This window comes from Undibacterium sp. TJN25 (assembly GCF_049339885.1).
Classification (GTDB): Bacteria; Pseudomonadota; Gammaproteobacteria; order Burkholderiales; family Burkholderiaceae_D; genus Undibacterium.
Genome location: NZ_JBMPPM010000012.1, coordinates 94626 through 118793 on the forward strand (window position 1 = coordinate 94626; position 24168 = coordinate 118793).

At 56.7% G+C, this 24168-nt stretch carries 16 protein-coding genes; 10 read left to right on the top strand and 6 right to left on the bottom strand.

What is annotated here, in order from left to right; genetic code table 11:
• Positions 1 to 163: 163 nt before the first annotated feature.
• From ACO0LO_RS24630 to ACO0LO_RS24655, 6 genes are all read left to right on the top strand, one after another.
• A complete protein-coding gene (locus ACO0LO_RS24630) occupies positions 164 to 1003 on the top strand; it encodes a M15 family metallopeptidase (RefSeq protein ID WP_422968391.1) in 840 nt (279 codons plus the stop codon).
• Positions 1004 to 1026: 23 nt separating this feature from the next.
• Complete coding sequence (locus tag ACO0LO_RS24635; RefSeq protein ID WP_422968393.1) at positions 1027 to 1296, top strand: PAAR domain-containing protein; 270 nt, start codon at positions 1027 to 1029, stop codon at positions 1294 to 1296.
• A gap of 86 nt (positions 1297 to 1382) precedes the next feature.
• A complete protein-coding gene (locus ACO0LO_RS24640) occupies positions 1383 to 2825 on the top strand; it encodes a hypothetical protein (RefSeq protein ID WP_422968395.1) in 1443 nt (480 codons plus the stop codon).
• Between the two features lie 32 nt (positions 2826 to 2857).
• On the top strand, positions 2858 to 6715 hold the full coding sequence (tssM, locus tag ACO0LO_RS24645; RefSeq protein WP_422968397.1) for a type VI secretion system membrane subunit TssM: 3858 nt from the start codon (positions 2858 to 2860) through the stop codon (positions 6713 to 6715).
• Positions 6712 to 7698 carry a type VI secretion system-associated protein TagF gene (tagF, locus tag ACO0LO_RS24650; RefSeq protein ID WP_422968399.1) on the top strand — a complete coding sequence of 329 codons (987 nt, stop codon included), beginning with the start codon at positions 6712 to 6714 and terminating at the stop codon, positions 7696 to 7698. The genes tssM and tagF overlap by 4 nt, the downstream gene beginning before the upstream one ends.
• 58 nt (positions 7699 to 7756) lie before the next feature.
• Positions 7757 to 8488: an OmpA family protein gene (locus tag ACO0LO_RS24655; RefSeq protein WP_422968401.1), complete on the top strand. Its 732-nt coding sequence runs from the start codon at positions 7757 to 7759 to the stop codon at positions 8486 to 8488.
• A 121-nt stretch (positions 8489 to 8609) separates the two neighbouring features.
• On the opposite strand, the gene tssA is transcribed toward ACO0LO_RS24655, so the two are convergent.
• Complete coding sequence (tssA, locus tag ACO0LO_RS24660; RefSeq protein ID WP_422968403.1) at positions 8610 to 9689, bottom strand: type VI secretion system protein TssA; 1080 nt, start codon at positions 9687 to 9689, stop codon at positions 8610 to 8612.
• A 287-nt stretch (positions 9690 to 9976) separates the two neighbouring features.
• On the opposite strand from tssA, the gene ACO0LO_RS24665 reads away from it, so the two are divergent.
• Complete coding sequence (locus tag ACO0LO_RS24665) at positions 9977 to 10750, top strand: class I SAM-dependent methyltransferase (RefSeq protein ID WP_422968405.1); 774 nt, start codon at positions 9977 to 9979, stop codon at positions 10748 to 10750.
• Positions 10751 to 10820: 70 nt separating this feature from the next.
• Here the strand turns inward: ACO0LO_RS24665 and ACO0LO_RS24670 are convergent, their stop codons facing one another.
• The gene (locus tag ACO0LO_RS24670; protein WP_422968407.1) at positions 10821 to 11267 is read right to left on the bottom strand and encodes a hypothetical protein; all 447 of its coding nucleotides are present in this window, start codon (positions 11265 to 11267) and stop codon (positions 10821 to 10823) included.
• A gap of 236 nt (positions 11268 to 11503) precedes the next feature.
• On the opposite strand from ACO0LO_RS24670, the gene dinB reads away from it, so the two are divergent.
• Complete coding sequence (gene dinB, locus ACO0LO_RS24675; protein WP_422968409.1) at positions 11504 to 12661, top strand: DNA polymerase IV; 1158 nt, start codon at positions 11504 to 11506, stop codon at positions 12659 to 12661.
• 58 nt (positions 12662 to 12719) lie between these two features.
• Here the strand turns inward: dinB and ACO0LO_RS24680 are convergent, their stop codons facing one another.
• A complete protein-coding gene (locus ACO0LO_RS24680; protein ID WP_422968411.1) occupies positions 12720 to 13577 on the bottom strand; it encodes a CheR family methyltransferase in 858 nt (285 codons plus the stop codon).
• Positions 13578 to 13582: 5 nt separating this feature from the next.
• Complete coding sequence (locus ACO0LO_RS24685; RefSeq protein ID WP_422968414.1) at positions 13583 to 19855, bottom strand: HAMP domain-containing protein; 6273 nt, start codon at positions 19853 to 19855, stop codon at positions 13583 to 13585.
• Positions 19856 to 20127: 272 nt separating this feature from the next.
• On the opposite strand from ACO0LO_RS24685, the gene ACO0LO_RS24690 reads away from it, so the two are divergent.
• Both ACO0LO_RS24690 and ACO0LO_RS24695 read left to right on the top strand, forming a co-directional pair.
• Entirely contained in the window at positions 20128 to 21744 is a 1617-nt protein-coding gene (locus tag ACO0LO_RS24690) for a response regulator (protein WP_422968416.1), read from the top strand.
• Positions 21745 to 21867: 123 nt separating this feature from the next.
• Positions 21868 to 22737, top strand: coding sequence for an NAD-dependent protein deacetylase (locus tag ACO0LO_RS24695; protein ID WP_422968418.1), 870 nt, complete (start codon positions 21868 to 21870; stop codon positions 22735 to 22737).
• 36 nt (positions 22738 to 22773) lie between these two features.
• Here the strand turns inward: ACO0LO_RS24695 and ACO0LO_RS24700 are convergent, their stop codons facing one another.
• Together ACO0LO_RS24700 and ACO0LO_RS24705 are read right to left on the bottom strand one after the other, a co-directional pair.
• Positions 22774 to 23322, bottom strand: a complete 549-nt coding sequence (locus ACO0LO_RS24700; protein WP_422968420.1) for an NADPH-dependent FMN reductase — start codon at positions 23320 to 23322, stop codon at positions 22774 to 22776.
• Positions 23323 to 23434: 112 nt separating this feature from the next.
• Positions 23435 to 24103, bottom strand: a complete 669-nt coding sequence (locus ACO0LO_RS24705; protein WP_422968422.1) for a TetR/AcrR family transcriptional regulator — start codon at positions 24101 to 24103, stop codon at positions 23435 to 23437.
• Between the last annotated feature and the right edge of the window lie 65 nt (positions 24104 to 24168).

Genomic DNA, 24168 nt, shown 5'->3' on the forward strand with positions numbered 1-24168 from the left:
TAATACAGACGTTAATGCTGGGGAATTAGTTACAATTACGGCATTGCTAGAATGTAAATGCATGGTAAATTACGGTCGTTCCGTGGACATAATACCAATTATTGAATTAGCAATGCATATTAATAAGTTTCAATTTGTAAGTAACAATTACAGGTGAAATGACGTGCTTTTCCTGATCGTTGGCGTCTATTTTTCCCTTGCCTGCCTGGCAGCGTGGCTGCTGCTGTTCCCTTCCGGGCGCGAAGCGCTGGCGGCCATAATCGCCCGCGCCGGACTGTTGCTGGGCCAAAAGATTTCCCGGTTGGAAACGGAGGCCGGCAAGGCTTCGGCCCTGGTCGGAAGTACGGCCCGTTTTAGCGCAGGGGAAGCGGCGAGGACGGCGAAGAAACATTACCTGGCAATGCTGATCTGCGCCGCGATTCTCGGTGTGCCGCCGCTGGTGGCGATGGTCGCAAGCCAACGCAATACGCTGGATGGATTTGAAACGCCTGTCCGAGAAGTGAACCTGCAGATCGCCGAATTGCTCAAGGGGGAGCAACTGGTTGCACCGGCGCCTTTGCCGCCGGCACTTTTTTCGACGCAGGAAGTATTGCAGCAGCGGCCTATGCTGGGTTCCGCCAGCCGCAACTGGGAACTGCTGAATGTTGATTTCACGCAGCGCCTGCTGCTGGTTTTTAAAATCATGAAGGAAAAGCACGGCTACGACATGGCGATTATTGAAGGCTACCGCAGTCCGGAGCGGCAGGACATGCTGGCAAAGTTGGGCTCCAATGTGACCAACGCAGCCGCATTCCAAAGCTACCATCAATACGGCCTGGCAGCGGATTGCGCGTTCCTGAGAGACGGAAAATTGGTGATTTCCGAAAAGGACGCGTGGGCCATGAAGGGGTATGAACTGTTTGGCGAAGTCGCTGAATCGGTGGGCCTGACCTGGGGCGGACACTGGAAGATGATGGACTTCGGCCACACTGAATTGCGCCTACCGCGGGTAATGAAGAAATAAAGTAGAAAGCTAAAGGGAAAGATATGGCGAAACCGTTTATCCGCTTGGGCGACAAGACCACGCACGGCGGCCTGGTTATCGAGGCCTCTACCCAGAGCGACAGCGGCGGTACGCCGATCGCGCGGGTAGGCGACAAGGTGACCTGCCCCCTGCCTGGACATGCAGTCACCGTCATCGTCAGCGGCGATCCGACCGTGATTATTGATGGCAAGCCTGCTGCGCGGCACGGCGACCTGACCGCGTGTGGCGCGACCTTGATTGCGAGCCAGCAGACAACGGTGGATCTGGGTTAATCGATAGCTGACTAGCACGTAGATACTTAATTGTAAGTAAATGTTATGAGGGACACAATTTGATGCGTGGATGGCTAGGCCGAGGCTTGATAATCGTAGGGACATTTGCGCTGGTATGGCTGGCCGTCGTCTACTATTGGCGCTCCGGCAACCGCATGCCCAGCGTCTCCGAGGTTGCTTTTTATTTTATTGCAGCGCCCATAGGCGTGCTGATAGCGATCTGGCTGGCCGTCAAGGCCTGGGGGCTGGCGACCGCGCAGCCAGAAGCCGGCACTGCCGCAGTCACGGAGTCCGCATCCGCTCATGCCCCTGCAGTGGATACTGCAGCAGAGCAGGAAAAGGAACTGTCGCTGGCGATACTGGCTTCTTCATTGCGCACCGCGCGCGGCTCTTCCGCCGAGGAACTTGCCGCCAGCCTGGCATCGAACAAGGCAGCCTTTAATCTGGATACCGAACTGACCGACCGTAATGGCTACCCTATCATGAGCGGCCGTATTCAGGACATCGATACGGATAGGCAGTCGGCCGCCCTTACTGAGTGGGCGATCAATGCCGGCCTGCCGGGCATCAGCTGGTCCGATGAGCAGTTGCGCGCCCTGACATTGGGAACTGCCGTGCTTACTGAACTGGCGCAACGGCTGATCGGCCATGCTTTGCTGGCGGACTATCTTGCCGCGCGCCCTGAAAGACGGGATGCGATTTTGTTGCCGCCGCTACGCCTTATCGCACAATTGCCCGGTTCCTGGCCCGCAGAGCAGCGAGGCCGCGCGGCACAGTGGCTTAGCCACCTGGTACTGGAGCAAGGCTGGCCGGTGGAAAAATTGCTGTTGACAGTTGACTCGCCGCCAATGCCGTCCCGCGCGCTTGCGGCGATAGATCGCCTGATGCTCGACTCTTTCCGCCAGTCGCTGCCATGCCTTGCCATTGTCGTTGCCTGCGAATCGCATATCGATGCCGCTACGGTAGACAAATGGGAAGAAGAAGGAAAGCTGCTCGACCCGCAAGGAAACATTGCGCTGATTCCAGGCGAAGGTGCCGCCGGGTTGCTGCTGGCGGATGCGCAGCAGGCCGGACAGTTTGCTGTGAATGGCAGTGCAAAGCTGCACAGGCTCGCACAGGATGCACGCAAGAAGTCTGTCGATGCGCCCGGCTTTGCCGGCGAACAGCTGCTGGCCGACATGATCCGGCAGGCGCTTGATGATGGCAAGATTGCGGCTGTCGACGTGGCCCTGCTTTCTTCCGATACCGATCACCGCAGCAACAGGATGATAGAGCTGATCACTGCGGGATCAGCACTTTTCCCCGATCTGGACCCCAATACGCAATACCTGAAAGTCGCCTCCGGTTGCGGAGAGATCGGTGCTGCGGCGGGCATCGCGGCGCTGGCGCTGGCCCACCACGAAGTGTCCAACGGAGCGGCAGCGGCGATATGCATCAGTAACCAGGATAGTCACGAGCGGGCTGTCGCTGCGATCAGCACTTGGGTCGAGCAGGCGGCTACCGAAACGGCGCCGGTGACACATTCCTAGCAAACATTGAACATTAACAAGATTGACTCATTATGCAACGAATCTGGCGGTTTTTAACTGATACCCGTACCTTGGTCTTTATCGGTTTTGCAGCGCTCGCTGCATTTTTATTGATAGGCGCCAGCAGTCTCCAGGTGGGCCTTGTATGGGTAGGCATTTTGCTGGGTGTTGCGCTGCTGCTGTGGCTGGCCGCGACACTTTACCGGCGCTGGAAAGCCAGACAAGGAGCTGAGCGCCTGGGCAACATGCTGCAGCAACAGACTGATGAAGCGCAGAGCCAGGCGGACGGTCTCCGCCGCAACGAGGTTGAAACCATACGCAAGCGCATGCTGGAAGCCATCTCCACGATCAAGACTTCCAAGCTGGGACTGGTATCCGGATCGGCAGCCTTGTATGAGCTGCCGTGGTATATGATCATCGGCAACCCGGCCGCAGGCAAAAGCACGGCAATTGCCAATTCGGGCCTGCAATTTCCGTTTGCGGACAAAAACGGCAAAGTCGTGCATGGCATAGGCGGCACCCGCAATTGCGACTGGTTTTTCACGACCGATGGCATCATCCTCGATACGGCGGGCCGTTATGCGATCCACGATGAGGACCGCGAAGAATGGTTCGGCTTCCTGTCGCTGCTGAAAAAACACCGCAAGCTGGCGCCGATCAACGGCATCATCATCGCCGTCAGCATTACCGAGCTGACCAGCAACCGGCCAGAATTCGGCATCAACCTGGCAAAAAACCTGCGCCAGCGCGTGCAGGAATTGACCGAACGGCTGGAAGTATTCGCGCCTGTCTATATCGTATTTACCAAGGCGGACCTGATTGCCGGGTTCAGCGAATTTTTCCTCGACACGGAGCGATCTGAAAAAGACCGCGTATGGGGCGCTACCCTGCCCTACAACCAAAAGAACACCAACCAGGATGTGCTGGATTTCTTCGACCGCAGCTTCGATGAGCTGTATGACGGCCTGAAGCAGATGAGCCTGGCGAATATGTCGATGAACCGCGGCGACCGCATGCCTCCGGGCGTGTTCACTTTTCCGCTGGAGTTTTCTTCGATCAAGAATTCGCTGCGGGCTTTCATTGCCACGTTGTTTGAAGAAAATCCTTTCCAGTTCAAGCCTGTGTTCCGCGGCTTTTACCTAACTAGCGCCTTGCAGGAAGGCAGTGCGGTCAGCGCCTCTTCAGAGCGCATTGCCGACCGCTTCAACCTGAAACTGCTGAGGCCGCAGAAAACCGAGATCACCTCGCAGCACGGCTTCTTCCTGCTGGACCTGTTCCGCAAGGTGATTTTTGCGGACAAAGACCTGGTCGCCCAATACGCCAGCAGGACCAAGATACGGTTGCGCTATGCCGCCTTCTTCGCGGCTACTGCGCTGGTCGGCCTGTCCCTGGCGGCGTGGAGCTGGTCTTACGTCGCCAACCGCCAGTTGACGATGAATGTGCAGGCGGATCTGGACAAGGCCATCCGGCTGCAAGACAGGAAGCTGGATCTGCAATCGCGCTTCGAGGCGCTGGAAGTGCTGCAGGAACGAATTGAACAGCTGGAAAAATATCATGATATCCGGCCCTTGTCGCTGGGGTTCGGGCTCTATCAGGGCGACCTGCTGGAGAGCAAGCTGCGTGAGGAATATTTTTCCGGCATCAAGGAAGTCATGCTGAAACCGGTTGCTGCAAATCTGGAATCCTTTCTTACCGATATGAATGCGGCCGGCGACAAGCTGGAGCCGATGGCGAGGCCGCCGCAAGCGGTGGCCTCAGCCGTAAGCGCATCCGCAACGGCAACAAACCTGGGTCAGCTTGCGGCCGCTCCGGCTGGCAAGGTGCCGCGCCCGTATGAAGACGCTTCACCGACCAATGTCGAAGATGCCTACAAGGCGCTAAAAACCTACCTGATGCTGGGCGACCGTACGCATGCCGAGCCTGGTCATCTGAACGACCAGCTGACGCGTTTCTGGCGCTCTTGGCTGGAGAGTAACCGCGGCACCATGACGCGCGACGACATGATACGCAGTGCGGAACGTGTCATCAGCTTCTACCTCGCACAAATCGGTGATCCGTCCTGGCCGGTCATCGACAACAAGCTGTCGCTAGTAGACCAGTCGCGTGAAAACCTGCGCCGCGTCGTGCGCGGCATGCCGGCCCGCGACCGCGTGTATGCAGATGTAAAGGCGCGCGCCTCGACCCGCTTCCCTGCCGTCACAGTAGCCCGTATCGTCGGCGACCAGGACAAGGAACTGATTGCGGGCAGTTATGCGATTCCCGGTACATTCACCCGCGAAGCCTGGGAAAAGTTCGTCTCGGAATCATTCAAGGAAGCTGCCAACAAGGAATTGCAAAGCGCGGACTGGGTGCTGAAAACCTCGGCCAAGGATGACCTGACGCTGGAAGGCAGTCCTGAGCAAATCCAGAAGGCGCTGGTTGACCAATACAAGGCCGAATACACGAAGGAATGGCAAAAATTCATGCAGGGCATTACCGTGGCGGACCTGAACGGTTTCGGTGCCGCCGTCAATGCGATGAACCGGCTCGGCGATCCACAGTCTTCCCCGATCAGCAAGCTGATCAATACCGTGTACAAGGAAACCTCCTGGGACAATCCTTCAATGGTGGATGCGGGCATACAGCGCGCCCAGCGCGGCTTCATTGGCTGGTTCAAGGAAACCATCCTGAGGCAGGCGCCGTCACAGATGAATATCAGCCTGGATATCAATGCACCCAAGACGGACATTCCAGTGGGGCCGATAGGCCGCGAGTTTTCCGGCATTGCCAAGCTGGTCGTCGTCAAGGACAAGGATGCTTCTTTGCTACGCGGCTATATGGATGATTTATCGAAGCTGCGCAGCCGCTTCAACCAATTGAAAAACCAGGGCGATACCGGTCCGGGGGCCAAGCAATTGATGCAACAGACGCTGGACGGCAACGGCTCCGAGCTGGCGGATACACTGAAATATGTGGACGAGCAGATGCTAATCGGCATGACGGATGCGCAAAAGCAAACCTTGCGCCCTATTCTTGTCCGACCGCTGATGCAGACGTTTGCCGTGATCATCAAGCCGACCGAGTCTGAAATGAACAAGATCTGGCTGGCCCAGGTCTATGAACCGTTCCAGAAAACACTGGCCAACAAATATCCTTTTGCCACGGAATCCAAAGTGGAAGCCAGTTCACCGGAGATAGGCCAGATATTCGGCAGCGAGGGCGCGATTGCCAAATTCGTCAACGCATCCATGGGGCCGCTGGTCGTGCGTCGCGGCGACACGCTTGTCGCCAGGACCTGGGCCAATATGGGTATCACACTGGCGCCCGCCGTGACGGGCAATTTTGCAAGCTGGGTGGCGCCGCTCAGCGCCGGCGGCGTGCCATCGGCTAACGGCGGCGAAGGCCAGTGGGCATTCCAGATGCTGCCGAATGCCGCTCCGGGAACTACCGAATACACCATAGAGATTGACGGCCAGCAGCTGCGTTACCGTAACACCCAGGCGGTATGGACCAACCTTATCTGGCCCAACGCTCAGGGAACGCCGGGCGCACGCGTTACTGCAACGACCTTCGATGGCCGTGTTATCGAGATCGTCAATTTCCCGGGCAAGTTCGGCTTCAAACGGCTGATCGATGCGGCGACCAACAAGCGCAAGGACGGCGGCGTATTCCAGCTTAGCTGGGCCAATGGCAATATCACTGTGGCGGTCGATCTGAAGATCATCAGCAAGCCGGATGCTTCGGCAGATAACAGCAATCCGCAAGGCAAAGGCTTCCGCGGCATGAAATTGCCTGAGACAGTGCTCGGCGGCGGCCCGCCTGCCATTGAGCAGCAGGCAGGAGCAGGCGTGGGAGGTATTCCGCCTGCAGCAGTCAATGCTACGCCCGTAGCAATGGGGGCAGTAAAATGAGCAATACTACGACACAAGCCCGCGTCGGCTATTTCGGCAAGATACCCAGCCGTGGCGATTTCATCAAGGCTGCCGACAATATCCCGCTGATAGACGTATTGGATGAGTGGCTGGCGCAAACCATGTCGCTGCTGTCAACCGATCCGCGCTGGAAGATAGGCTACGACGGCGCCAAACCGCTGGACTTTGCATTCATCGGCCCACGCCGGAAGCGTGCGATTGCCGGCCATATTATCGCCAGCAGCGATATGGCGCAGAGGCGCTTTCCATTCCTGACGATGAGTGCAATGGAAATCGAGGATCCGGCTGAATTTGTCAGCTGCAGCCCCGTGATCCTGTCGCGGCTGTGGAACCGGCTCACGGTTCAGGGTGTCAGCATCGTCAGCGCCCCCGATCCTGTCGTCCCTTTGCAGAACCTGTCTTCTACGAGAGTAGACATGGAATTGCGCAGCAATGCGTATGAAGCGGCGTTTGCCGATTTCCTGGAAATACAGACGCTGGGAGGATTGGACAATATGCTCGCGCAAGGCGGATTCAAAGGTAACGGCCGCCAATTGCTGATTGCACTGGGACTGTTACTACAGCCTGTCATGAGCAGCACCACCACGAGACTGGAAAAAAGCCTCGTCCTGCCTTTGCCAAAAGATTCCATGTACCGCTACCTGGTGGCGGCGTTCTGGATGCATCTGATCACGCCTTTTCTGATGCGGGCCGATTTTGAACTCGCGCTGTTTTGCACGCAATTGCAGAAGCATCCGGCGATGGTGCTGGGTTTCAGCGGCGCCTCTGCGCGTACGCTGCAAGCCATCCTGGATCCGCAGATAGGCGAAGAACACCATATTGCCTTTGACGATACGCAATGGGTTGAAGACCAGGTGAATGCGGATTACGGCCTCAAAAAACTGTCCAGCTACCTAGTGCAGCCCGAGCTCTCGCTCAAGTCCGCGCTGGATTCGTTTCGCACTACTTTTATTGGAACCTAAGGCCATGCGTTATCTGTACATCGCCCTCTTATCAATATCATTGGCATCAGGCGCGGCCATGGCGCAGCAAGCTGCACTGCCTGTCGCCACGCCCAAGCCGGGGCAGATCCTTGTCAGCGGCACCGTGCCTGATGAAACCAGCAAGGCCGGCATCCTGGCGCGCCTGCGCGACCTGTATGGCGCGGAAAATGTAGTCGACCAGATCGCAGTCGGCCCAGTCGTGCTGCCGGCCAACTGGAATACCTATGTGCAAAAGTTGATCAGCCCCAGCCTGAAGATGATCAGCCGCGGTCAGTTGAAGGTAGATGGCAATACCGTCAGCGTGCGTGGCGAAGTGGGCAATGAAGCGCAGCGGCAGCAGATTGCCAGCGATATTGCCACCAGCCTCAACCCGACCTACACAGTGAATAACGGTCTGCGCGTATCAGCGTCTGAGCAGAACCTGCTGGATACAACGCTGGGAAACCGTATTGTTGAATTTGAAGTTGGCAAGGCTGCGCTGACGCCGACTGGCAAGACCATCCTGGATGAGCTGAGCATTCCGTTGCTGAAGTTGAAAAACAAGAAACTGGAAATCATCGGCCACACCGACAACCAAGGGTTGAGGGCAAGCAATATTGCCTTGAGCAGCACGCGCGCCGAGACAGTGAAATCCTATCTGTCCGACAAGGGGGTCTCAGCCGACATGATCAGCACATCGGGCCAGGGGCCGGACCGGCCTGTGGCCAGCAATGACACCGCCGAGGGCAAGGCGCGCAACCGGCGCATAGAGTTTCGTATTGCACAGTAGGTGCCGATGCGTTCAATCAATGCCGGCGTATCAAGCCGGTAAATCAAGCCGACAAAAAAGGCAGGGAAATTTCCCTGCCTTTTTTGTCGCATGGACGGCTGTGTTGCTTACGTCGCCGGCATTACTGGTTTTCTGGAGGATTGCGTAATCCCAGTAATTCTTCTACATGAGATAGAGAAGCCGCGTCCTTGATGACCGTGCTGAGCCAGGTATGCAGCGGCATCTCTCCCCAATGAGCGGCTTTGTCTGCCAGGTAGGCTACCGGGCTGTGCGGCTCCGTGCGCCTGAAAAAATCGGCGACTGCGCGCAGCTGCGCCAGCGCATGCGCGCGCGTCTGGATAGGGCCGTTGGCGCCGGTAGGCGGCACGGTCTTATGCATGGATTCAATTGATTCTTGCGGCATTCCGGCTTCTTCCTCATTCGTCTGGCTCACACCGGTCTGCACTCCGGATTCCTGCGCGAAACGGGTAATGGTTTTCAGTGCGCCCTGCAGTGCGTCCCTGGCGGCAGAAAAACCGGGCCCATCCACTCCCAGGCGTGCGTCCACTGACTGCTCCAGCTGCTGCAACGCGGCCAGGCTGGCCTGGGCATCATGCAGCAGTTTCTCAAAAAAAGGCCTGGAGCTTTTGCGGCGGGCATTTTCCAGGTCACCGAGTTTCGGTCCTTCTTCCGGGCGTCCGCCTTCCATCGCAATCTTTTCCGCATTCGCCGCGCGTGCGCGTGCCGCATCAAAATCGATGATGGAATACGAGGTATCGCGGCCTTCGGTAACAGGTATTTCTTTGACCAACTGCGTGGAGCGCGCCAGTATCCAGGACAGGTTGCCTACGCGCTGGTCCTGGTCGCCGTCTTCCGGCAACGGATACATGCCTTCCCAGTATTGGTCGAACAAACCGGCCAGCAACTGATATCCACTGGCAAGGCCGGAAAAATGCTCGACCTTGACGCTGGCCTCGGTCAGCCATACAGCCAACCGCAGGTCCTTGCTCCTGGTTTCTATCAGCGATGCACAATGCTTGATGACAAAGGGCCAGTCTGCTGTTTTTACTTCTGTGACCCATTCCCCCTGGTCCAGTGACGAATCTTCAAAACGCCTGGCTTCGACGATGGCATCCAGCTCGCGTGAAAAGGACAGATCTTCGCCGCATCCCTGAGGAGCGCCTATCGGCGCCAGTAATTTGTTAACGTCAAACGTGGTCATTGCAATCCTGTTGCGGTTAGTGTCGCTGCTTCGTAATTGCTATATTTTTGTTCTTCAGTGAAATATTTCAACACGCTTAGTGTAAACCTGAACGGTGTTTTTTTGATACTTTTAATAAATTGATACAAATTTGTTTTGAATTTTATGCAAAGACCGTGTTCAGAGTGACGCCAGCCTCAAACACGGTATATCCGACTGAATCCGGCTGCTTTTCTGGAAATGGCAAATCCAGCAAATTTCTCTACCCCGGGATATCATCTGCCCACAACAAACTTTGGAGACTCAACATGAAACTGCTGCCTATCCGGCTCAAGGGCCATGTACTTGGAATAATTTGCGTTGCGAGCACGCTGTTCATATCGACAGTTGCTGTTCACGCGGCTGATCTGACTTCTGCTGCAGCGCTTGCCGCGGACACCGGTCGTCCGGCTGAGGACACGGCGCGTGATGCAGACCGTAAACCTGCTGACATGCTCGCGTTTGCGCAAGTCAAACCCGGTAACACTGTGGTCGATTACTTTCCGGGAAAAGGGTATTTCACCCGCGTCCTCAGCACCGCCGTAGGGCCGCAGGGAACGGTGTATGCCGTCACCCCGCAATTGTTGATCGACAAGCTTAAAGGCCGCCCTCTTCCTCCGCCCGTATCCGCCGAAGCGGGACGCAGCAATGTCCATGAAGCGATTGGCAACGGCGCTACGCTGAATGTGCCGGTAAAGGCGGATCTGGTGTGGACTTCGCAAAACTATCATGACATCCATATCTGGGGCGGCGCCGATGGCGCTGTTCAACTGAACAAGGCGGCCTTCGACGCGCTCAAGCCAGGCGGTATATATGTAGTGCTGGACCATGCGGCTGCCGCAGGGCTGGATGACGCCGGCATGGCAAAGCTGCACCGTATCGACGAAGCGCTGGTCAAGAAGGAAGTGACCGCAGTCGGTTTTGTCCTTGACGGCGAATCGCAGCTGCTGCGCAATCCGGCAGATCCGCGCAATGCCGCCATCTTTGACGCCTCCATTCGCGGCAAGACCGACCAGTTCATCCTGCGTTTCCGCAAGCCTTGACAAAGGCGGCACCGGCTGCAATGTGCGGCCCGTGCTGTTGCGCATTCATTCAGGGCCATCCCGCAGAAAGTCAATTGCAGGTTTGGCCCTGCGAAGGGTTATAGCAAAGCGCGGTGCCGTTTTTGGCGCAAATCAATTCGCCGCTATTACAGCTCAGCCCCTGATTGCAGGACTGCCCCTGGGAAGCGCTGAAGCAGGATTGTCCATACTGGCCGCTGCACGACTGCTGGCCGGCGGAGCACACGAGGCCGGCAGAGCAGGTCTGGCCCTGCGACGGATCGTAACAATACTTGCCCTGCTTGCCGGCGCAGATCTGCTGGTTGGTGTTGCATACCATGCCCTGGTTGCAGGTTTGCCCATCCGATGGGCTGTAACAGGCGCGGCCGGATTCCCCTACACACACTTGCTGGCCGCTATTGCAAACCAGCGCTGCAGGCGATGCCGGCTGCCATGCATGCGCGCCGCTTGCCAATAGCAAAGACAGGCTCAGGCTTATCCAGTAGAACAGTTTTCTCATGATGACGCTCCGAACCGAAAAATCCGCGGTAATTGCATACTTGATATTGATTTAACATAGTCGGTTGCCGTTGTATCTTCTTCCGTGCGATGTCTAACGCTGACGAGAACGTTCCTGGATATTTAGTATGCCGGCTCCTGCAACACTCCATCAATACAGGGTGGCCTTGCCCACCCTTGCATGCCCCGCTATACTGAATGCCTACACAGTATATTTGACAAGCCAGTTAAGACAGAATGAAATCGCAAGGAGAACGCCGCATCGCCCATCTGGACATGGACGCCTTCTACGCGAGCGTGGAGTTGCTGCGCTATCCGGAATTGCGCGGGCTACCCGTCGTCATCGGTGGCCGTTCATCCAATAAGCCGGTAGATTTGCCGGATGGCAGCCGCGAATTTGCGAGGCTGCGCGACTATGTGGGGCGCGGCGTCGTCACCACTTCCACCTATGCTGCGCGCCAGCTGGGCGTTTTTTCCGCCATGGGGATGATGAAGGCGGCCAAGCTGGCGCCGGATGCCTTCATCCTGCCGACCGACTTTGATTCTTACCGCCATTATTCCAAACTCTTTAAGCAGGCCGTTATTGATATCGTGCCGAAAATAGAAAACCGGGGCATTGATGAGATCTACATCGATTTCAGCGGACATGACGAAGAGACGCATTTTCTGGCAACCCGCATCAAGAACGCGGTGAAAGAGGCAACGGGCCTGTCATGCTCAATCGGCGTAGCACCGAACAAATTGCTGGCAAAGATATGTTCGGACCTGGAAAAGCCCGATGGACTGACCATCCTGTCCATGGACGACATCCCTGCCCGCATCTGGCCGCTGAATGTTAAAAAGGTCAATGGCATAGGTCCCAAGGCGACCGAGCGGCTTGCCGGCCTGGGCATCCACACGGTGGGCGATCTGGCCGCCGCCGATCCGGACCTACTGCAGACCAATTTCGGCGCCAGGTATTCTGCGTGGCTACACAAGGTTGCACGCGGCATCGACGACCGCGAGATCAGCACCAGTTCAGAGCCGAAAGGTATCAGCCGCGAGACCACATTTGAACGCGACCTCCATGCAAAGCATGACAGGGATCGGCTTTCCACGATTTTTACCGAACTCTGCACCCGGCTGTCCGATGATCTTGTCCGCAAGGGTTATGTGACCCGCACCGTAGGCATCAAGATCCGCTACACCGATTTTCGCATCGTCACTCGCGACGTTACGCTACCTTCTGCTACCTCCAATGCCGATAAAATACGCCGTGCCGCTGGCGAATGCCTGCGCCGGGTGCCGCTGGACGAAAAATTTCGGCTGCTGGGCGTGCGCGCCAATGCACTAAGCAAAGCGGGAGAGCAGGAGGAGGACGGATACCTGCTGCAAGGCGACCTGTTTCAGCAATAACCGGTACGTGGTTTAAAAAAAACGCCGGGAATGTGCAGGAGAAAGTAGATGACGTCGGTCAGTGCGGCAGCCGTGAGTTCTGCCGGAACAGTGCGAACTCAGGCGACAGCGGCGCGAAGCGCGTTTCCAGTTCCAGCGTCTTGATTGTGCTCGAAGGAACGTCCAGCACGCCGAAGCTGGACAGGCTGTCAACAAATACGCCGACCGCGCGCCGTCGCAATGCCGGCCCGAATTTGTACAGGCCATGCGGGCACATGATGAGCTCAAACTCATTGAAGGAAGCGTCCGTGCCCAGGCTGAATGGCGACCAGGTGATGTTTTTCGACAGGTCCTCGCGCAGGTAAAAACGATTTTCACCGCCTTCGCTCTCAGGACTGCCCCTGCTCATGTATTCCGTCAACGCATGTTTTCCGCCGCTGTCGCGGTAGCTGACGTCGAATTCTTCCAGCTCTTCGCCGGTAAAGCCGGTGTGCCTTATTTCCTGCAGTGCCAGCTCGCTCGCCGATGTTGCGTATATCTGGGTCTTGCCCGACAGGCCCTCCTCTTCCAGCAAAATAGCTAAGGTACAGACCTCCGCCATGCTGCCGCATTCGGCCACCCAGATATTCACTTCGGCATGGGTGCGCAGGCGCGGCACCAGCGCATCCCGCACGAAATGGCATTTTCTCGGATTGTCGAACAGGCGGCCGGGACGCAGCACCAGACGCTGCAACAGCAGTTCGCGGGTCTTGGGATCGTGCAATACACGCTCCTGCAAGGCGGAGAGGTTGCGGATCGCCAGATCCTGCATGAAGCCGCCTATCTTTTGCGTCAGCATGCGCCTGTCGTAATGGCGAAAATCGTCCCCCCAATACCGGTAGATGCCTTCCAGCAGAAGGTCGACTTCTATCTCTTCCAGTGTCGGCGTCGCGGCCATGGACATTATTCCGGCAGCCACACGCGCATCAGCGACAGCAACTGCGCGCTGTCGACCGGTTTGGTGATGTAGTCGGAAGCACCGGCTTCAAAGCATTTGTCCCTATCCCCTTTCATTGCCTTTGCCGTCAGCGTGATAATCGGCAGCGACTTGAATTCGGGCAGCTTGCGTATTGCCCGCATTGTGTCGTAGCCATCCATCTCCGGCATCATGATGTCCATCAGCACAATTTCAATTTCCGGATCCTGTTGCAGCATTTCTATGCCATCCCGGCCATTTTCCGCGAAGACGACCGCCATTTCCTGCCTTTCCAGCACGGTGGTGAGTGCAAAGATATTCCTGAGGTCGTCATCGACGATCAGCACCTTGCGGCCGGCGAGCCCGCCTTCCGAAGCATGCATGTCTTCCAGCATCCTCCTCTGGATTTCAGGCAGGCTGGCAGGCGAACGATGCAGGAACAATGCCGTTTCATCCAGCAGCCTTTCCGGTGAGCGGGCATCCTTGACGACAATGGTCTTGGCGACCTTGCGTATCTTTGTCACCTCCTTGCGGCTCAGCTCCTTGGCGGTATAGATGATGACAGGCAGGTCACGCAACTTCTTGTCCTTGCTGATCATTTCCAGCAGTTCGAAACCATCCAGGTCCGGCAAGGTCAGGTCGAGCACCATGCAGTCAAAATGCGCGGTTTGCAAGGCTTCTATCGCCTTCTTGCCGCTGTCGACAGCGGTGATGCTGACGTCGCTCTCGCCTATCAATTCCACGATTTTCGTCCGCTGCAGTTCTTCATCCTCGACCACCAGCAGGCTGCGCTTGCCACGGCTGAGGAATTGCTGGATGCGGTTGAATTCCTCTTCCAGGCGCTCGCGTTTGATCGGCTTGGTCAGGTAGGAAATGGCGCCGTGCTGCAAGCCGCGTTCTCGTTCATTCGAGTTGGACATGATATGCACGGGAATGTGCCGGGTGCCGGGGTCGCGCTTCAGCCTGTCCAGCACCGTAAAACCGTCGCAGTCGGGCAAGTCTATGTCCAGCAGGATGGCGGTGGGAGAATAGTCGCGGGCCAGCGTCAGCGCGGCGTCGCCGCTATGGCTGACGATGCCTTTGAAGCCTTTTTCGCGCGCATAAGCCAGCAGGATTTCTGCAAAGCGGACGTCATCCTCGACGATCAGCAGCGCTGGATCGCCGCCGGCAATCAGGTTCCTGTCGTCGAATGCGGCATCGGCTTCGGCATAATTTTCCAGCAGAGGACCTGTGGTTTTTGCAGCAGCCTTGCTCATCGCATCCTGGATAGTAAAGGCGCCAGGCTGCAGCAAGGATGTGCTTTCCACCGAAGAAAACGTGCTGCCGAAGTTCAATACGCCGCTGCCGCTGTAAGGAAGATACAGCGTGAACGTGCTGCCAGAGCCGACTGAACTGGTCACACGGATTTCGCCGCCCAGCAGCCTTGCCAGCTCCCGGCTAATGGAAAGCCCCAGGCCGGTGCCGCCGTATTTGCGGGCGGTACTGCCGTCTGCCTGCTGGAAGGCTTCAAAAATAAGCTGGAGCTTGTCGGCGGCAATGCCGACACCGGTATCCGAAACAGAAAAGGCCAGCACAGAATCCGCACTGCGCAACTGCGGATGATCCGGCGTCCAGCCGGAGCTCACGAGGCCGATGTTGAGCCGCACTTCTCCATGTGCAGTGAACTTGAAGGCATTCGACAACAGGTTCTTCAAAATTTGCTGCAAGCGCGTAGTGTCCGTGCGCATCGATGCCGGCAAACCCTGGTCAAGCCCAATCGCAAAGTTGATATTTTTTGCTTCGGCCATATGGCGGAAGGTGCGTTCCACATACGACGCCAGTATCGGGAAACGCGATTCGCTCAGCTCCAGCGTTACCGTACCGGATTCAATTTTCGACAGATCCAGGATATCGTTGATCAGCGTCAGCAAATCACTGCCTGAACCGAAAATGGTCCTGGCATATTCCACCTGGTTATCGGACAGGTTACCCTTGGGATTGTCGCTCAGCTGCTGCGCCAGGATTAGCAGGCTGTTCAGCGGCGTGCGTAATTCATGCGACATATTCGCCAGGAATTCCGATTTGTATTTGGACGACAGCGTCAGCTGGGTTGCTTTTTCTTCCAGCGCAATCTTGGCCTGCTCAACCTCGCGGTTCTTGCGTTCCACCTCGATATTTTGGTCGGATAGCAGGCGCGCTTTCTCGGCGAGTTCCTGGTTGGTCTGCTGCAGCTTCTGTGCGAGCGACTGCGACTGGCTCAACAAACTTTCCGTGCGGCTGTTCGCCTCAATCGTGTGCAAGACCACGCCGATCGATTCCATCAACTGGTCGAGGAAACCCATGTGCGTTTGCGTGAACTTGTCCAGCGATGCGATTTCAATGACTGCCTTGACCTGCTGCTCAAACAAAATAGGCAGCACCACGATATTGGTCGGCGGCGCCGATCCGAGTCCCGACGACACCTTGATATAGTCGCGCGGCACATTGGTCAGCCATACGCGGTTTTTTTCCAGCGCGCACTGTCCTACCAGCCCTTCTCCCGGTAAAAACGATGTCGGCAGCTTACTGCTGGACCGGTAGCCGTAGCTTGCTATCATTTCCAGCAACGACGTATCGTTGGACGAATCCATCATATAAAACACGCCATGATGCGCAGATACCAGCGGCGCCAGTTCCGACAGGATCAGCTTGGTGACCGTGCCCAGATCCCGCTGGCCTTGCAGCAAACGGGTGAAACGCGCCAGGTTGGTCTTGAGCCAATCCTGTTCCGCATTTTTTTGTGTAGTTTCCTTCAGGTTGCGGATCATCTCATTGATGTTGTCCTTCAGATCCGACACCTCGCCGCGCGCGCGTACCTGGATGGAGCGCGACAAATCGCCCCTGGTCACCGCGGTCGCTACTTCAGCAATCGCGCGCACCTGGGTGGAGAGATTGGCGGCAAGCTGGTTGACGTTCTCGGTCAAATCTTTCCATGTGCCGGATGCGCCCGGCACGCTGGCCTGCCCGCCAAGCTTGCCTTCTACGCCCACCTCGCGCGCCACCGTTGTCACCTGGTCGGCAAACACCGCCAGTGTGTCCGTCATTTCATTGATGGTATTGGCCAGCGAGGCGATTTCCCCCTGCGCCGCCACGGTCAGTTTCTTTTGCAGGTCGCCTTTCGCCACCGCCGTCACCACGCCGGCGATACCGCGCACCTGCTCAGTCAGGTTAGCTGCCATGAAGTTGACGTTTTCGGTCAGATCTTTCCACGTGCCGCCCACGCCCTTCACCTGCGCCTGGCCGCCGAGCTTTCCTTCTGTGCCCACTTCGCGCGCCACGCGTGTCACTTCCGATGCGAACGAGCTCAACTGATCCACCATGACGTTGATCGTGTCTTTCAATTCCAGGATCTCGCCCTTCACGTCCACGGTAATTTTCTTGGACAAATCGCCATTCGCCACCGCCGTCGTTACTTCGGCGATGTTACGTACCTGGCCGGTCAGATTGGACGCCATGAAGTTCACGTTATCCGTCAGATCCTTCCACGTGCCGGAAGCGCCCGGCACGTTCGCCTGGCCGCCGAGCCGGCCTTCGGTACCCACTTCCCTCGCCACCCGCGTCACTTCCGATGCAAAAGAACGCAACTGGTCCACCATCGTATTGATCGTGTCTTTCAACTGCAAAATCTCGCCGCGCACGTCCACGGTAATTTTCTTGGACAAGTCGCCGTTGGCCACCGCCGTCGTCACGTCAGCAATGTTACGCACCTGTGATGTCAGGTTACCCGCCATCGAGTTCACCGAATCGGTGAGATCCTTCCATGTGCCGGCTACGCCGGAAACATTCGCCTGGCCGCCCAATTTACCTTCGGTACCCACTTCCCTTGCCACGCGTGTTACTTCAGACGCGAACGAGCTCAATTGATCCACCATCACGTTGATGGTATTTTTTAGCTCTAGGATCTCGCCCTTCACGTCGGCGGTAATTTTTTTGGACAGATCGCCATTCGCCACCGCGGTCGTCACTTCAGCAATATTACGCACCTGGCCGGTGAGGTTGGAGGCCATGAAGTTGACGTTATCCGTCAAATCCTTCCACGTGCCGCCCACGCCCTTCACCAGCGCCTGGCCGCCCAATTTACCTTCGGTACCGACTTCCCTCGCTACGCGTGTTACTTCAGACGCGAACGAGCTCAACTGATCCACCATCACGTTAATGGTGTTTTTCAGTTCCAGGATCTCGCCTTTCACGTCCACGGTGATCTTCTTGGTCAGATCGCCATTCGCCACCGCGGTCGTCACATCGGCAATATTACGTACCTGGCCTGTCAGGTTGGACGCCATGAAGTTGACGTTATCCGTCAAATCCTTCCACGTGCCGGCCACACCGGGCACATTGGCCTGCCCACCCAATACACCCTCGGTTCCGACTTCCCTCGCTACACGCGTTACTTCAGATGCAAACGAGCTCAACTGATCGACCATCACGTTAATGGTGTTTTTCAGTTCCAGAATTTCGCCCTTTGCATCAGCGGTAATCTTTTTCGACAAGTCGCCATTCGCTACCGCTGTCGTCACGTCGGCAATATTACGCACCTGGCCGGTCAGGTTACCCGCCATCGAATTCACCGAATCGGTCAGATCTTTCCAAGTACCTGCGACGCCCGGCACGTTCGCCTGGCCGCCCAGTTCACCTTCGGTGCCCACTTCCCTCGCTACGCGCGTTACTTCAGATGCGAACGAGCTCAACTGATCCACCATCACGTTGATGGTGTTTTTCAGTTCCAGAATCTCGCCCTTCGCATCGGCGGTAATCTTCTTGGACAAGTCGCCATTGGCCACGGCGGTAGTCACGTCGGCAATATTACGCACCTGGCCGGTCAGGTTACCCGCCATCGAATTCACCGAATCGGTCAGATCTTTCCAGGTACCTGCGACGCCCGGCACGTTCGCCTGGCCGCCCAGCTCGCCCTCGGTACCCACTTCCCTCGCTACGCGCGTCACTTCAGACGCAAAGGAGTTCAACTGATCCACCATCACGTTGATGGTGTTCTTCAGTTCCAGGATCTCGCCCTTCACATCCACGGTAATTTTCTTGGACAAGTCGCCATTGGCCACGGCGGTCGTCACGTCGGCAATATTACGCACCTGGCCAGTCAGGTTACCCGCCATCGAATTCACCGAATCGGTCAGATCTTTCCACGTGCCGCCTACGCCTTTCACCTGCGCCTGGCCACCAAGCTTGCCTTCGGTACCGACTTCCCTTGCCACGCGCGTCACTTCCGATGCGAACGAGCTTAACTGATCCACCATCACATTGATCGTGTCTTTCAACTGGAGGATTTCGCCTTTCGCGTCGGCGGCGATTTTTTTAGATAAGTCGCCGTTGGCCACAGCCGTGGTCACTTCGGCGATGTTACGTACCTGGCCTGTCAGGTTGGATGCCATGAAGTTCACGTTGTCGGTCAGATCCTTCCATGTGCCGCCCACGCCCGGCACATAGGCCTGGCCGCCGAGCTTGCCTTCGGTGCCGACTTCCCTCGCCACCCGCGTTACTTCCGATGCAAATGAGCGCAACTGGTCCACCATCGTATTGATGGTGTCTTTCAGCTGCAAAATCTCGCCGCGCACGTCCACCGTGATTTTCTTGGACAAGTCACCATTGGCCACCGCCGTCGTCACATCCGCGATGTTACGCACCTGCGATGTCAGGTTACCTGCCATCGAGTTCACCGAGTCAGTCAAGTCCTTCCAGATACCGGCCACGCCGGGCACGTTGGCCTGCCCGCCGAGCTTGCCTTCGGTACCCACCTCACGCGCGACCCGCGTCACTTCCGAGGCAAATGAACTCAGCTGGTTCACCATCGTATTGGCAGTGGTGGCGGCGCTCAGAAACTGGCCTTGCAGCGGACGTCCATCTACTTCCAGCGCCATGCTCTGCGACAAGTCTCCCTTTGCCACCGCACCGATGACGCGCGCCATTTCAGTCGTCGGGCGCACCAGATCGTCAATCAGCGAGTTGACGGAATTGACGATGGTGCCCCAATCACCCTCGGCCCGCACTGCCATCGCGCGCTGCAGCAAACGGCCTTCCTGGCCGACCAGCTGGCTGACGGACTGTATCCCCTTGGCCATGTGCGCACTGTTTTCAATGATTTCATTCAGTGTGTCGGCAATTTTTCCGTTCAGGCCGGTGAGGTCTGAAGGCATCTTGATGGAAAAATCGCCTTTTTTCAGGGCCGTCAGCGCTGCCAGCAAAAGTTTTGGATCGAGAGCATCGGAGATATCGGTAATCGTGTTCATACAGGCTAAACTCCAACTGAAGGTGGCGGCTGTTGCGCGGAAGAGACGTTAAAAACTTTGCTACAGGGAAATGAAAGTGGTGTCCGGAAAAACTGCAATTTCCTTTCCCTTCAAGTGCAAGCGGTGACATAATTTACTGCAATTTCTTATTCTATTGCAATTGTTCAGTATTATTAGAGGATTAATTTTTTTAGGCCTTTTTTCAAGGTTTTGCCCTGTCCGGGGTGTGACGTCAAATATATTCATCTTAAAAATTGTGATCGAGGAATAGCGTGTCGTCGAAATATGCACCAAAGATTTTAGTCGTAAACGATGACGCTGCAAGCCTGTTCGCGTTAACCGATCTGCTTTCAACCTGGGCGGCAGATAATGGCTGTTCCGTCATCGGCGCCCGCTCCGGCGAAGAGGCGCTGCGGCATGTGCTGCAGGACGATTTCGCTGTGATCCTGCTGGATGTCAATATGCCAGGAATGAGCGGCTTTGAGACCGCCGAGGCTATCCACCAACGCCCGCGCTCGTCCGGCATCCCCATTATTTTTGTTACCGCCTTCCTGGCAGATGAGATCAACAAGCTCAAGGCCTACCAGCAGGGCGCGGTGGACTACCTGTTCACTCCCATTATCCCCCAGGTATTGCAGGCCAAGGTCTCGGTCTTCGTGACGCTTGCGAAAAAAAATGCAGAACTGAAAGAACAAACCGAAACGCTGCGCCTGCGCACCACGGCACTGGAAGCAAGCAATGCCAAACTGATCCTGGAGATGCGGGAAAGAAAGCTGGCCGTTGAGCAAAACAAGGCAAAAGATGAATTCCTGGCGATGCTGGGGCATGAACTGCGCAATCCGCTGAGCGCCATTACCAGCGCGGCCTCCATCATCGGTTATCCAGGCGCCAGCCAGGACAGCATCGAACGGGCCAAGCTCATACTGAACAGGCAAACCCAGAACCTGACCCGTATAGTTGACGACCTGCTGGACCTGGGCCGTGTCATGTCCGGCAAGATCATCCTGCACAAGAAACCCGTCAACCTCAGCGATGTCGTCGCTGCCTGCCTGGAAAGCCTGAAGGCCAGCCGTCCGGTAGACAGTTACCAATGGAAGATCGCTTATAGCGACACCTGGGTGGAGGCGGACCCTACCCGGCTGGAGCAGATTGTCACCAACCTGCTGGACAATGCAATTAAATATACGCCGGCGGGCGGAACGATTGCCATCGAGAGTAGTTCGCACGGCGAATCCATCCTGCTCAGCGTTGAAGATTCGGGCATAGGCATAGAAGGCAATTTGCTGCCGCATATTTTCGACGTTTTTGTCCAGGGGGAGCATTCAATCGACCGCGCCAAGGGCGGGTTGGGAATAGGCCTGGCGCTGGTGCGCCAGCTGGTGCAGCTGCATGCAGGCACAATAGAGGTCCGTAGCGCGGGCACCAATCAGGGGAGCACCTTTACGCTGGCGATGCCCCGCTCGGGCACGGCGCAGGCTGCGGAACCGCGGCCCGGCCTGCATGGTTCGCTGCTGAAGCAAAAGCTGCTGTTGATTGAAGACAACGACGACGGGCGCGAAATGATTGCGCAGTTGCTGAACGCCTATGGTTTTGCAACTGTGGAGGCATCCACGGGCGATGCCGGCATAGGAAAAGCCTTGGCCGAGCAGCCTGATATTGCCATCATCGATATCGGTTTGCCGGGAATCGACGGCTACGAAGTGGCGAGACGGCTCAGGGCGGATAATCGCACCAGCGCAATCAGGCTGATTGCACTTACCGGTTATGGCTTGTCTGAAGACCGCAAACAGGCTCAGGAGGCAGGGTTTGAATTTCACCTGGTAAAGCCTTTCAACATCGATTATTTCATCCAGGCCTTGCATAAGATTGAGGCAGGCAGGCCAAGCTAACATAAACGCGCGACTGCACCGTTCTGTGCAAGCCACCGTGTTCTGGCGCACAATGCCACTGATTTGAGACACGAAGCGTTAAGCAAGCGTGTCCTGCTTTGTTAATTTGCCAGAAAATAATATATGGACAGCAATGATACCGGCGTCGGCGGTGTAGTCGGCTTGGCCGAATTGGCGGCTTTCCTGGAGCGCCACCCTAAGGTACTGGTGCTGACAGGCGCCGGGATGAGCACCGCATCGGGTATTCCCGATTATCGCGACAGGGATGGAGTCAGGCGCGGCAAGGCCCCCATACAGGGACCGGATTTCCGCAATAAGGAAACGGTACGCAGGCGCTACTGGGCACGCAGCATGCTAGGCTGGCCCACTCTGGCGAAAACCCTGCCGAATGCGGGTCACCGCGCTATTGCCGCTTTGCAGGCCGAGGGCAGGATATCGTCGGTGCTGACACAAAATGTCGACGGCCTGCATCAGCAGGCAGGCAGCAATGACGTCATTGAACTGCATGGCAATATCCACCAGGTGGTGTGCCTGCATTGCCGCGCATCCTATCTGCGCTCAGAAGTCCAGGCCATGCTGGAGCAGGCCAACCCTGCATTGATCGGTGCCGCGGCGATGGCCCTGCCGGACGGCGATGCGCAGTTTGAGCCGGAGGCGATGGAAGAGTTCCATGTTCCCGCTTGCCGTATCTGTGGCGGCATGTTGCAGCCGGACGTCGTTTTTTTCGGCGATGGCGTGCCACGCGAGCGCACGGAGGCGGCGGAACAGGCGTTGTCAAAAGCGGACGCGCTGCTGGTCATCGGTTCCTCGCTGATGGTGTTCTCTGGTTTTCGTTTTTGCCGTATGGCTGCCGCCGCGCGCAAGCCCATCGCGGCGATCAATCGCGGCATTACCCGGGCTGATCATCTGCTGGAATTCAAATCCGAAGCGGCTGCAGAGCTTGTATTGCCACTGCTGACCAGGCGCATAATCGGCATGCCGCTGGAGCAATAAAATGTGCGCCAGATAGCTCACCTGGCTCACCTGGGTTCATTTGGCAAATTTGTGTATCCAGTCTATGTAGCGGGCCAAATATTTTTGCAAAAATTGTTTGCTGCTCTCACTGGCGATTCCTCCATCTGCATCAAAAAATCCTTCTTTCGCCTGCAGAAACAGTTCGGGCGACGGCATTACCGGTACATCCAGTGCGGAAAGTACGTTGCGTAAATGCTGCTGAGCCATCGCCGTGCCTGTCGAGCCCGGAGAAATGCCGGCAATCGCGGCCGGCTTGCCAGCCCATGCGCTGGTTCCATTGGGGCGCGAACCCCAGTCGATGGCGTTTTTCAGCACGCCGGGTATCGACCTGTTATATTCAGGCGTGACGAAGAGCAGTCCTTGCGCATCCTGTATGCTCTTCTTGAATGCCGCTACCTCTGCGGGCAGCGAGTGCTCCAGATCCTGATTGAGCAGCGGCAGCTGGATATCCACGAAGCCGAATGAATGTTCCTCGGGCGCGAGCGACACGAGGGCGTGGGCCAGTTTCTTGTTGTAGGATTCTTTCCTGAGACTGCCGACGATGACTGCGATGCGATAACCCATATAGCCTCCAGTGGTGCAATATTGAATACGGAACGGCATTCATGTTGAGACACGAATGCCCGATTTTATTATCTTAATCGTCTTTCCGGCGGAAATGCGTGCGCTGTCCCACCTAAGCCTGGCGCTTGGGCAGCCGCTCCTTGCGTGCGGACATATCCTGGCTGGCGGAGCCGCCGGCAATGCTGCGTACCAGTCTCTCTACCGCGGGTGTGAATATCTTCTTTTCAAAGTCTTTCCTGGGCAAGGCGAATTGCCCGATGATGATGCCGCCTATCGCATTCAGTAAAAAACCGTAGTCAATCTCTGGCTGCTGCGATCCCAGTTCCCGGAAAGCCTTGCGGCACAGGTCTGTAAATACCTTGCCCCATTTATGCAGAATGGGCCGTAAGGCTTCGTCGCGTATCCCAGCAATATTGAGCTCATGCAGCGCCAGCCCCACTTCAGGGTGTTCGATAATGTGCTCCATGTTGTAACGAATGAAGACGGCGGCAAATGCTTCCGGTTTGCCTGCAGCGGCTTCCAGTGCGGGAATGCAGTTTTCAAATGCGGTTGCCAGGTAATTGCAGACATTGTCGAGTGCTGCCGTCATCAGTGCCGACCGGGTGCCGAAATAATAGACGACCAGGCCGTGGCTGGCGCCGGCTTCCTTGGCGACAGCACGCAGGCTCACAGCCGCAGGACCGTCACGCACGATGATCTGCAGCGTTGCAGCGACGAGCGCCTCTCTGCGCTGATGGCCGCGCTGGGTGAATGCGGTGGCGGAAATGTCCGGGTTGCTCATGGTACTGTCTAGTTTACTGGTAGCCAGCAAAATACCAGAATTCATGTAGCTTGGGATAGCAAATT